Source organism: Streptomyces sp. WELS2, assembly GCF_013870595.1.
GTDB lineage: Bacteria > Actinomycetota > Actinomycetes > Streptomycetales > Streptomycetaceae > Streptomyces.
Map to the genome: position 1 here is coordinate 1 of NZ_JACBWZ010000138.1, position 11,289 is coordinate 11,289.

The 11,289-nt window shown below is 72.0% G+C and carries 8 protein-coding genes and 2 pseudogenes; 8 read left to right on the plus strand and 2 right to left on the minus strand.

The genetic code is table 11. The features are described 5' to 3' along the window. Positions 1 to 1,500, minus strand: a 1,500-nt coding sequence (locus tag H5J33_RS11600; RefSeq protein ID WP_181794817.1) for a serine/threonine-protein kinase, incomplete at its 3' end; no start/stop codon positions are given. Positions 1,501 to 1,757: 257 nt separating this feature from the next. On the opposite strand from H5J33_RS11600, the gene H5J33_RS11605 reads away from it, so the two are divergent. The 3 genes from H5J33_RS11605 (at position 1,758) to H5J33_RS11615 (ending at position 4,690) form a co-directional block, all read left to right on the plus strand. Continuing rightward, positions 1,758 to 3,113 (plus strand): aspartate aminotransferase family protein, encoded by a 1,356-nt coding sequence (locus H5J33_RS11605; RefSeq protein WP_181794818.1) that lies wholly within the window; start codon positions 1,758 to 1,760, stop codon positions 3,111 to 3,113. A 121-nt stretch (positions 3,114 to 3,234) separates the two neighbouring features. Next, positions 3,235 to 3,930, plus strand: a complete 696-nt coding sequence (locus H5J33_RS11610; protein WP_181794819.1) for a GntR family transcriptional regulator — start codon at positions 3,235 to 3,237, stop codon at positions 3,928 to 3,930. A 109-nt stretch (positions 3,931 to 4,039) separates the two neighbouring features. Continuing rightward, complete coding sequence (locus H5J33_RS11615; protein ID WP_181794820.1) at positions 4,040 to 4,690, plus strand: hypothetical protein; 651 nt, start codon at positions 4,040 to 4,042, stop codon at positions 4,688 to 4,690. An 83-nt stretch (positions 4,691 to 4,773) separates the two neighbouring features. Here H5J33_RS11615 and H5J33_RS11620 read toward each other — a convergent pair whose 3' ends face one another. After that, positions 4,774 to 6,057, minus strand: a complete 1,284-nt coding sequence (locus tag H5J33_RS11620) for an adenylosuccinate synthase (protein ID WP_181794821.1) — start codon at positions 6,055 to 6,057, stop codon at positions 4,774 to 4,776. Between the two features lie 322 nt (positions 6,058 to 6,379). On the opposite strand from H5J33_RS11620, the pseudogene infB reads away from it, so the two are divergent. From infB to H5J33_RS11645, 5 genes and pseudogenes are all read left to right on the plus strand, one after another. Next, positions 6,380 to 8,529, plus strand: a pseudogene (infB, locus tag H5J33_RS11625) (translation initiation factor IF-2); the annotation flags it as partial. Between the two features lie 210 nt (positions 8,530 to 8,739). Then, positions 8,740 to 9,033 carry a DUF503 domain-containing protein gene (locus H5J33_RS11630; protein WP_030619068.1) on the plus strand — a complete coding sequence of 98 codons (294 nt, stop codon included), beginning with the start codon at positions 8,740 to 8,742 and terminating at the stop codon, positions 9,031 to 9,033. A 53-nt stretch (positions 9,034 to 9,086) separates the two neighbouring features. Then, a complete protein-coding gene (rbfA, locus tag H5J33_RS11635) occupies positions 9,087 to 9,545 on the plus strand; it encodes a 30S ribosome-binding factor RbfA (RefSeq protein WP_181794822.1) in 459 nt (152 codons plus the stop codon). After that, the gene (gene truB, locus H5J33_RS11640; protein WP_181794823.1) at positions 9,542 to 10,447 is read left to right on the plus strand and encodes a tRNA pseudouridine(55) synthase TruB; all 906 of its coding nucleotides are present in this window, start codon (positions 9,542 to 9,544) and stop codon (positions 10,445 to 10,447) included. Before rbfA ends, truB begins: the two co-directional genes overlap by 4 nt. 313 nt (positions 10,448 to 10,760) lie before the next feature. Then, positions 10,761 to 11,289 (plus strand): annotated as a pseudogene (locus H5J33_RS11645) (hypothetical protein); the annotation flags it as partial.

The following is an 11,289-nucleotide window of genomic DNA, read 5'->3' on the forward strand; positions in this document are numbered from 1 at the left end:
GCCCGCGCCCACCGCCACGACCAGCGCGATGACGACGAGCAGCGCGGTGGACCGGCCGCTGCGCCGCTCCGGCTCCTCGGGCGCGCCGGAGCCCGGGGGACCGTACGGCGGTGTGGAGCCGGGTCCGCCGCCATACGCGCCGTACGACTGCGGCGCCTCGCCCCACGTGCCGAAACCGGTACCGGTACCGGCCTGCTGCGGATAGCCGTAACCGGTGGGGTGCGGCTGCGGATACGGCTGCGGTGGCAAAGTGCCGTAGGCCGGGCCGAAGCCGTGCGGCGCCGGGGGTGCGGTGGGCGGCGGCGGAACCTCGGGGGCGAGGGCGCCGGGCAGGTGGTCGACGGGCGCGGGGGCCCCGCCGTCGGAGACAGGGGCGTGCTCGGGGGACCCGTTGGCCGCCATGAAGGACACCCCGGTCCCGTGGGACACACCCGACCCGTACGAGGCGGCTGACCCGTACGCGGCACCGGACCCGTGGGACGTACCCGTCCCCCCGGGCGCGTCGGTGCCGGCCGGCGTTCCGGTTCCGTTTCCCCGGGCGGCCGTCCCCGCCTCCGGCGCTCCCCCGCCGCCCTCGGGGTTCTCCACCTCGAGCAGCCGCACGGCGTGCCGGCCGAGCTGGGCCACCAGGGCGCCGGGCAGCCAGGGATCGCGGGAGCGGCCCCCGGTCACCGTGTCCTCCATGCCGGTGCGCGCCAGGATCTCGGCCGGCGAGGGCCGGCTCGCCGGGTCCTTGCGCAGGCAGTCCCGTACGAGGTCGGCGATCCCCTCCGGCACCCCGGTCAGGTCCGGCTCCTCCTGGGCGATGCGGAACATCAGCGCGTGGGCCCCGCTGTCGGCGGTCCCGAAGGGCAGCGACCCGGTGGCCGCGTAGGCGAGCACCGAGCCGAGGCAGAACACGTCGGACGCGGGCGTGATCCGGTCGCCGCGCACCTGCTCGGGCGCCATGAACCCGGGCGATCCGACCAGCGCCCCGGTGCGGGTGAGTCCCTCCTCGCCCGGTGCCGCCGTCTCCAGCGCCCGCGCGATCCCGAAGTCGATCACGCGCGGCCCGTCTATGGTGACCAGCACGTTCGACGGCTTGAGGTCCCGGTGCACGATCCCGGCCGCGTGGATGTCCGCCAGTGCCTGGGCGAGCCCCGCCGCCAGGATCCGTACCGACCGCTCGGGCAGCGCGCCGTGGTCGTGCCCGACGACCTGTTGCAGGCTCGGCCCGGCCACGTACCCGGTCGCGACCCACGGCACGGCCGCCTCGGTGTCCGCGTCCAGCACCGGCGCGGTCCAGTACCCGCCGACCCGGCGCGCGGCCTGCACCTCCTGCCGGAACCGGCCCCGGAACTCCTCCCGCTCGGCCAGTTCCGGGCGGACGAGCTTCACGGCGACGGTCCGGCCCCGCTCCGACCGGGCCAGGTACACCTGCCCCATGCCGCCCGAGCCGAGCCGTGCCAGCAGCCGGTAGGCCCCGATCGCCGGCGGATCCCCCGGCCCCAGCTTCTCCATCCCCGCGCCGCCTTCCCCACCCCATAGGTCTGCACCGCCCGACAATAGTGCGCCCTTACGGCACCAGGTCCGGTACCGGTTCCACGGTTCCGTAACAGGGGCCGGCCACACCGGGAACCGGCCACACCGGGCGCCGCCGGAAACGCGCCGCGCGCTCCGAGAGCCCCCGCCCGTCGACAACCTGTCGCGGATTCCCCCCGTCCACGGAACAAGACGCCGATATGCCTTCCGCATCGCGGACATTTACCCTCACCGGCATGACCCCTCAGCCCAGCCCCGAAGCCGGCGCCGCAGTGAAGGCCGCCGACCGCGCGCATGTCTTCCACTCCTGGTCCGCGCAGGACCTCATCGACCCGCTCGCCGTCGCCGGCGCCGAGGGGTCGTACTTCTGGGACTACGACGGCACGCGCTACCTGGACTTCACCAGCGGGCTCGTCTTCACCAACATCGGCTACCAGCACCCCAAGGTCGTCGCGGCGATCCAGGAGCAGGCCGGGAAGCTCGCCACCTTCGCGCCCGCGTTCGCCGTCGAGGCCCGCTCGGAGGCGGCGCGGCTGATCGCCGAGCGGACCCCCGGCGACCTGGACAAGATCTTCTTCACCAACGGCGGCGCGGACGCCGTCGAGCACGCGGTGCGCATGGCCCGGCTGCACACCGGCCGCCCGAAGGTGCTCTCGGCGTACCGCTCGTACCACGGCGGCACCCAGCAGGCGGTGAACATCACCGGTGACCCGCGCCGCTGGGCCAACGACAGCGGCTCGGGCGGGGTCGCCCGGTTCTGGGCGCCGTTCCTCTACCGCTCCCGCTTCTACGCCGAGAACGAGGAGCAGGAGTGCGCCCGGGCGCTGGAGCACCTGGAGACGACGATCGCCTTCGAGGGCCCGGGGACCATCGCCGCGATCATCCTGGAGACCATCCCGGGCACCGCCGGGATCATGGTGCCGCCGCCCGGCTATCTGGCCGGTGTGCGCGAGCTGTGCGACAAGTACGGGATCGTCTTCATCCTGGACGAGGTCATGGCCGGCTTCGGCCGGACCGGCGAGTGGTTCGCGGCCGACCTGTTCGGAGTCGTCCCCGACCTGATGACCTTCGCCAAGGGGGTGAACTCCGGTTACGTGCCCCTCGGCGGTGTCGCCATCTCGCAGAAGATCGCCGAGACCTTCGGCAAGCGCCCCTACCCGGGCGGCCTCACCTACTCCGGGCACCCGCTGGCCTGCGCCGCCGCCGTCGCCACGATCAACGTGATGGCGGAGGAGGGCGTCGTGGAGAACGCCAGGCGGCTCGGCGAGAGCGTCGTCGGCCCCGGCCTCGCCGAGCTGGCCGCCCGCCACCCGAGCGTGGGCGAGGTGCGCGGCGTGGGCATGTTCTGGGCGCTGGAGCTGGTGCGCAGCCGGGAGACCCGCGAGCCGCTGGTGCCGTACAACGCGACCGGCGAGGCGAACGCCCCCATGGCCGCCTTCACCGCCGCCGCCAAGCGGCACGGCCTGTGGCCGTTCGTGAACATGAACCGCACCCACGTCGCCCCGCCGTGCACCGCGACCGAGGCCGAGCTGAAGGAGGGCCTGGCCGCGCTCGACGCCGCGCTGACCGCCGCCGACGAACACACCGTGTGACCGTAGCTGCCGCAACACCTGTTCGAACGCGTAAGGTGGCGTGCTCGTAAGGAAGAGGGACCCGCGGTCGTCGCGGGTCCTCACGAGCACACATCCGGACGTGTGAGGAGAGGCACGGAGCATGCCCGGCAATGGCCCCGTGACGCGCAGCACCCTGCGCCAGCAGATCGCGGACGCGCTCCGTGACGAGGTGCTGGCGGGACGGCTGCGCCCGGGCCGGGCGTTCACCGTCAAGGAGATAGCCGACCAGTACGGCGTCTCCGCCACCCCGGTCCGCGAGGCGCTGGTCGACCTGTCCGCGCAGGGCATCCTGGAGGCCGACCAGCACCGCGGCTTCCGGGTGCCCGAGTACTCGGTCAGCGACTACCGGCACATGATCGAGGCCCGCGGCCTGGTCATCGACGGCATGTTCCGGGCCCTCACCGCGGGCCACCCCGCCTTCCGCACCCCGCCGGAGGACCCCCGCACGGGCGCGGCCCTGACCACCGTGCGGCGCCGCGGCGAGGAGGCCCAGCGGGCGGCCACGGCGGGCGACCTGACCGTCCTCATCGGCTACGACCTGCGCTTCTGGCGCGAGTTGAGCGCCCTGTTCGGCAACCCCTACCTCGGCGACTTCCTGCACCGGCTGCGCGTGCAGTCCTGGGTGTGCGCGGTGCAGTACCTGCTGCGCCTGCCCGAGCTGCGCGGCCGGCTCTGGGACCGGCACACCGAACTGGTCGACGCGCTCGCCCGGCGCGAGGCGGAGACGGCCCGCGCGATCGTCGCCGACGCGAGCGCGCACTCGCTGGCACTGCTGGAACACCTGGCGGGCGGGTAGACGACCGATTGAGGCCCACGGGGAAGCGTCCCCGGGCCACAGCGACTACCCTTCCCTGACCACCCGCCGCCGCGCGTGACGGCGCGCCCGCCGATGCGAGGAGCCCTCTTTGGCCTGTGACCTGTGGCTGGTACCGCTCGTGGACGTGTTGTGCCACACCCCGGACAACCCCTTCGCCGAGGAACTCGCGCAGTACGACAAGGCGCTGGCCGAGGCCGGCCTGCCGCCGGTGCCGGTGTACCAGTACATGCCCGGCCTGTCCGGCGACGTCGCCCCGGTCGCCGGTTTCGACTACGACGCCCTGCACTTCCTGCGCCGGGCCTACCTGCTCCAGGTCTGCGGCCTGCCCGTGACGCCGGTGGACGAACTGGGCGGCGACTACGAGCAGTTGCTGGAGATGTTCGAGTCGACGGCCCAGCAGTCACACCTGGTCTGGCACTACGACCACGCGGGCGCCTACGTCCCCGTGGACTTCCCGCACCCGCTCTCCAACGACGAACTCCTCGCGGGCGGCGGTCCGTTGGGATCCTCCCAGACCCTGCTGCGGGAACTCCAGTACGTGGCCCCCGTGATCGGCATCGACCCGGCCAACCCGCCGGCCGCCCCCGCCCCGCCCCCGGCCCCCACGGAACTGGAGGAACCGGCGGTCGCGGCCCCCTACGACCCCAGCCCCTTCGCCCGCGAACGCCACGTCTGGCTCGGCCTCCACGCGGCGGCGACCCGCTCCCTGGCCCAGGGCTCGATGATCGTGTTCAGCTGAGCCGCGCGGGAAGGGCGTGGCGCGGGAAAAGGAAGACGCCCTGCCGGCCGGAGCGGCAGGGCGTCCCCCGGGGAGTGCTCTTCCTACAGGAACGAGTTGATCTCGATCGTCTCGTCGCGGCCCGGGCCCACGCCGATCGCGGAGATCGGGGCGCCGGACATCTCCTCCAGTGCCTTGACGTACGCCTGGGCGTTCTTCGGCAGGTCGGAGAAGGTCTTCGCCTTGCTGATGTCCTCGGACCAGCCCGGCAGCATCTCGTAGACGGGCTTCGCGTGGTGGAAGTCGGTCTGGGAGTAGGGCAGCTCCTCGACCCGCTTGCCGTCGATCTCGTAGGCGACGCAGACCGGGATCTGCTCCCAGCCGGTGAGGACGTCCAGCTTGGTGAGGAAGAAGTCGGTCAGGCCGTTGACGCGGGTGGCGTAGCGGGCGATGACCGCGTCGAACCAGCCGCAGCGGCGGTCCCGGCCGGTGGTGACGCCCCGCTCGCCGCCGATGCGGCGCAGCGCCTCGCCGTCCTCGTCGAACAGCTCCGTCGGGAACGGGCCCGCGCCGACGCGGGTCGTGTAGGCCTTCAGGATGCCGATCACCCGGCTGATCTTCGTCGGGCCCACGCCCGCGCCCGTGCAGGCGCCGCCCGCGGTCGGGTTCGAGGAGGTGACGAAGGGGTACGTGCCGTGGTCGATGTCCAGCAGCGTGCCCTGGCCGCCCTCGAAGAGCACGACCTTGTCGTCCTCCAGGGCCTGGTTCAGGATCAGCACCGTGTCGGCGACGTACGGCCGGATCTGCTCGGCGTAGCCCAGCAGCTCCTCGACCACCTGGTCCGCGGCGATCGCGCGCCGGTTGTACAGCTTGGTGAGGATCTGGTTCTTGACGTCGAGGGCCGCCTCCACCTTCTGCTGGAGGATCGACTCGTCGTACAGGTCCTGGACCCGGATGCCCACGCGGTTGATCTTGTCGGCGTAGGTCGGGCCGATGCCGCGGCCGGTCGTACCGATCTTGCGCTTGCCGAGGAAGCGTTCCGTCACCTTGTCGACGGTCACGTTGTACGGCGTGATGACGTGCGCGTTACCGCTGATCAGGAGCTTGGACGTGTCGACGCCACGCTCGTTCAGACCGCTCAGCTCGGAGAGCAGGACCGACGGGTCGACGACGACACCGTTGCCGATGACCGGCGTACAGCCGGGCGACAGGATTCCGGAAGGGAGGAGGTGCAGTGCGTACTTCTGGTCGCCCACGACGACCGTGTGGCCGGCGTTGTTGCCACCCTGGTAACGCACCACGTAATCGACGGAACCACCGAGGAGATCCGTCGCCTTTCCCTTGCCTTCGTCACCCCACTGAGCACCGAGCAGCACAAGTGCGGGCACGCGCGTACACCCCTTCCGGGCGGGGCATGTCCAAGGTCGGGGGCATGGGCGTAACGTTCACCGCCGCGTACCACCGCGACCGTCGTTGGTCGCTCAACCGTCGGACCGGATGCCCCGGAATAGACGAAGCCCCTGGCGCAATAGCGCAAGGGGCTCTTGCACAAAGATGCTACCCGAGGAAGCGAGGCAGGACCGAGGTGGCGACTTCCGCGACGTCCGATCAGCTGCTGGTGATCATCGATCCGGCGGCACGGCAGGCGGACGGGGAGTCCGTACGGATCGCGAAAGACGTGCTCAGCGCGGGTGCGCGGGCCAAGCTGTGCCTGCCGGACGGCCCGGAGGAATTCGCCCGCGCGCTGGACCGCAGGGGGTCGCGGCGGCCGGTGGTGGTGGGTGACGGCCGGGCGCTGACGCGGGCCGTCACCCTGCTGCACCACAGCGGTGAGCTGGCCGGATGCGCGCTGTCCGTGGTGCCGGTCGGGGACACGGCGCTCGCCGAGTCGCTCGGGGTGCCCGGCGGCGCGGTGGCGGCGGCGCGGGCCGTCCTGGACGGTGTGCAGCGGCGGCTGGACCTGCTGGTCGACGACGGGGACGGCGTGGTGCTGGGCGCGCTGCCAGGAGTACGAGGCCATGCAGGCCCCGAGCGTCGGCGGCGTGATGCTGCCGCGCGGCAACGGCGAGACCATCCGTCTCTCCCGCGGCGCGTCGCTCACCGACTTCGCGGAGAAGATCAACGCCAACCCGGCGTCCCTCGTCGCGGTCATGATGAACCTCGGCGAGATGGTCACCGCGACCCAGTCCGTCTCCGACGAGACCCTCCAGCTCCTCGCCGACGAGATGAACTACTCGGTTCAGATCGTCAGCCCGGAGGAGGAGGACCGCGAGCTGCTCGAGTCCTTCGACATCGAGTTCGGCGAGGACGAGGGCTCCGAGGAGGACCTGGTCGTCCGTCCGCCGGTCGTGACCGTCATGGGTCACGTCGACCACGGTAAGACCCGACTGCTCGACGCGATCCGCAAGACGAACGTCATCGCGGGCGAGGCCGGCGGCATCACCCAGCACATCGGTGCCTACCAGGTCGCGACCGAGGTCAACGGCGAAGACCGCAAGATCACCTTCATCGACACCCCGGGTCACGAGGCGTTCACCGCCATGCGTGCCCGTGGTGCGAAGTCGACCGACATCGCGATCCTGGTCGTCGCGGCCAACGACGGCGTCATGCCGCAGACGGTCGAGGCGCTCAACCACGCCAAGGCGGCCGACGTGCCGATCGTGGTCGCGGTCAACAAGATCGACGTCGAGGGTGCCGACCCGACCAAGGTGCGCGGTCAGCTGACCGAGTACGGCCTGGTGGCCGAGGAGTACGGCGGCGACACCATGTTCGTCGACATCTCCGCCAAGCAGGGTCTGCACATCGACTCGCTGCTGGAGGCCGTGATCCTCACGGCCGACGCCTCGCTCGACCTGCGGGCCAACCCGCACCAGGACGCGCAGGGCATCTCGATCGAGTCCCGTCTCGACCGCGGCCGCGGTGCCGTGGCGACGGTCCTCGTCCAGCGAGGCACGCTGCGGGTCGGCGACACGATGGTCGTGGGCGACGCCTACGGCCGGGTGCGCGCCATGCTCGACGACAACGGCAACAACGTCGCCGAGGCGGGTCCGTCGACGCCGGTCCAGGTCCTGGGCCTGACCAACGTCCCGGGCGCGGGCGACAACTTCCTGGTGGTCGACGAGGACCGTACGGCCCGTCAGATCGCCGAGAAGCGCGCCGCCCGCGAGCGCAACGCGGCCTTCGCCAAGCGCACGCGCCGTGTGTCGCTGGAGGACCTGGACAAGGTGCTCAAGGCCGGCGAGGTCCAGCAGCTGAACCTGATCATCAAGGGTGACGCCTCTGGTTCCGTCGAGGCCCTGGAGTCCTCCCTGCTCCAGCTGGACGTCGGCGAAGAGGTCGACATCCGCGTCCTGCACCGCGGCGTCGGTGCGGTCACGGAGTCCGACATCGACCTGGCGATGGGCTCGGACGCCATCGTCATCGGCTTCAACGTCCGTGCGGCCGGCCGTGCCGCGCAGATGGCGGAGCGCGAGGGCGTGGACGTCCGGTACTACTCGGTCATCTACCAGGCGATCGAGGAGATCGAGGCGGCCCTCAAGGGCATGCTCAAGCCGGAGTTCGAAGAGGTCGAGCTGGGTACGGCGGAGATCCGCGAGGTCTTCAAGTCGTCCAAGCTGGGCAACATCGCCGGTGTGCTCATCCGGTCCGGCGAGGTGCGCCGCAACACCAAGGCCCGCCTCATCCGCGACGGCAAGGTGGTCGCGGAGAACCTCACCATCGAGGGCCTGCGTCGCTTCAAGGACGACGTCACCGAGATCCGCGAAGGCTACGAGGGTGGTATCAACCTCGGAAACTTCAACGACATCAAGGTGGACGACGTCATCGCGACGTACGAGATGCGCGAGAAGCCGCGGGCGTAACGGCCGACGGCATTCTCCGAAGCTGGCCGGCGGGACCGCGGTCCCGCCGGCCAGCGCGCCGTTTTCCGCCCACGGTCGCCCTCCCGGCCGGCCGGGGCGGGCGGCACAGCGGCTCCGGGCGCCGGAAAACCCGGTCGAGCCGCCGCCGGGCACGGGGTAACGTGGCCCCAGGCCATCGATCCCGTACCGGCGGGTAAACCCGGCACAGACATGTACGTGGGGACTCTGTCCTTCGACCTCCTCCTCGGCGACGTCCACTCGCTGAAGGAGAAGCGCTCCGTCGTCCGCCCGATCGTCGCCGAGCTCCAGCGGAAGTACGCCGTGAGCGCGGCCGAGGTGGATCACATGAACCTCCATCGGCGGGCGGTCATCGGCCTCGCCATGGTCTCCGGCGACGCGGCGCACCTCACCGACGTACTGGACCGGTGCGAACGGCTGGTCGCCGCCCGCCCCGAGGTGGAGCTGCTGTCGGTCCGACGCCGCTTCCACGGCGAAGACGACTGACGACGACCAGACCACAGAACGCAAGCAAGAAAGAAAGAACGGGAGACGGACCAGTGGCCGACAACGCGCGGGCGAAAAGGCTGGCGGACCTCATCCGGGAGGTGGTGGCCCAGAAGCTGCAGCGCGGGATCAAGGACCCGCGGCTCGGCTCGCACGTCACCATCACGGACACCCGGGTCACGGGTGACCTGCGGGAGGCGACCGTCTTCTACACGGTCTACGGCGACGACGAGGAGCGGAAGGCCGCCGCGGCGGGCCTGGAGAGCGCCAAGGGCATCCTGCGCTCCGAGGTGGGCCGCGCGGCCGGGGTGAAGTTCACCCCCACCCTGACCTTCGTGGCGGACGCCCTGCCGGACACCGCCCGGACCATCGAGGACCTCCTCGACAAGGCCCGGCAGTCCGACCAGAAGGTGCGCGAGGCGGCCACCGGCGCGGCGTACGCCGCCGGTGCCGACCCCTACCGCAAGCCGGCGGACGACGAGACCGACACGGACGGCGACGCCACCGAATGACCCAGAAGCACACCACGCCCGACGGCCTCGTCATCGTCGACAAGCCGTCGGGCTTCACTTCGCACGACGTGGTCGCCAAGATGCGCGGGATCGCCAGGACCCGCCGCGTCGGCCACGCCGGCACCCTCGACCCCATGGCGACCGGCGTGCTGGTCCTCGGTGTCGAGCGCGCCACCAAGCTCCTCGGGCACCTCGCGCTGACCGAGAAGGAGTACCTGGGCACCATCCGCCTGGGCCAGACCACCGTCACCGACGACGCCGAGGGCGAGATCACCTCGTCCACCGACGCCTCCAAGGTGGCCCGGGACGCCATCGACGCCGGCATCGCGGGGCTCACCGGCGACATCATGCAGGTGCCGTCCAAGGTCAGCGCCATCAAGATCAACGGCGTGCGGTCGTACAAGCGGGCCCGCGAGGGCGAGGACTTCGAGATCCCCGCCCGGCCGGTGACCGTCTCCTCCTTCGCGGTCCACGACGTCCGGGACGCGGTCGCCGAGGACGGCACGCCGGTGCTCGACCTGGTGGTGTCGGTGGTCTGCTCCTCCGGCACCTACATCCGCGCCCTCGCCCGCGACCTGGGCGCCGGTCTCGGCGTCGGCGGCCACCTCACCGCGCTGCGCCGCACCCGGGTCGGCCCCTACAAGCTGGACGCGGCCAAGACGCTGGACCAGCTCCAGCAGGAACTCAGCGTGATGCCGGTCGCCGAGGCCGCCACCGCCGCGTTCCCGCGCTGGGAGGTCGACGCCAAGCGGGCCCGGCTGCTGCTGAACGGCGTCCGGCTGGAGATCCCCGACGAGTACGCGGGCGCCGGTCCGGTGGCCGTGTTCGACCCCGAGGGCCGTTTCCTCGCGCTCGTCGAGGAGCAGCGGGGCAAGGCCAAGAGCGTGGCCGTCTTCGGCTGAGCCGGGCCGGGACGCCGTAACGGTGACCCTGCCGTGGCAGCCTCGCCGTGACGGCCGTCCCGTGACGGCCGCCGCAGGGCGTCTGCCGTGGAGCGGCGGCCGGCCGTCGGCCGGGCCCTGCCGCCGCTCCACGGTCCCCCCTCTTCCCCCTCCCTAAGGTTCTCCAGCAGTCCGCGCCTATTCACCCGACCGGCCGGGCGCTCGGAGCGAACGGGGGGAGCGGAAGGGGGCGCGTTCGCGCGAGAACGGTCCCGTCGTTCCCCGCGTGCCTACCGTCGGGGCAGGGCACAGGGACGGGCGGGGAGGTACGGCCATGGCGGAACGGGGCCCGCGCACCGAAGGCGGGTGCCGGGAGCGGGAGGGACACGGGCAGCCGGAACACGGCGCGACGGCCGGCGGCCTTCCCGACGTCGCCCGGTCCACCGGCACCGACCCCGCCCTCGTACGCATTTGCGACGTGGCCGGCCGCCCGCTCGGCCTCGGCTTCCTCGCCGACCACGAGGGCACCCTGCTCACCGGCCACGAGACCGTCGACGGCCGCCCCCGGCTGCTGCTGCACGCCCCCGGGGAGCGCACCCGCACGGTCACCGCCGACGCCGTCACCCCGCTGCCCCGCCTCGGCCTCGCCCTGATCCGCACCGAGGGCCTCGGCGTGGACCCGCTGCCGCTGACCGTACGGCACCGGATCGACGCGGGCACCTACGTACAGGTCGCCGCCGGCTGCTGGCGACAGGCGCGGGTACTGGCCGCCACCCGGGCCACGTACACCGCCGGGGACGGCCCGCACCTCCTCCAGGACGTGCTGGAGCTGGCCATCGGCACGGCCGGTGCGGGCCGCGCTC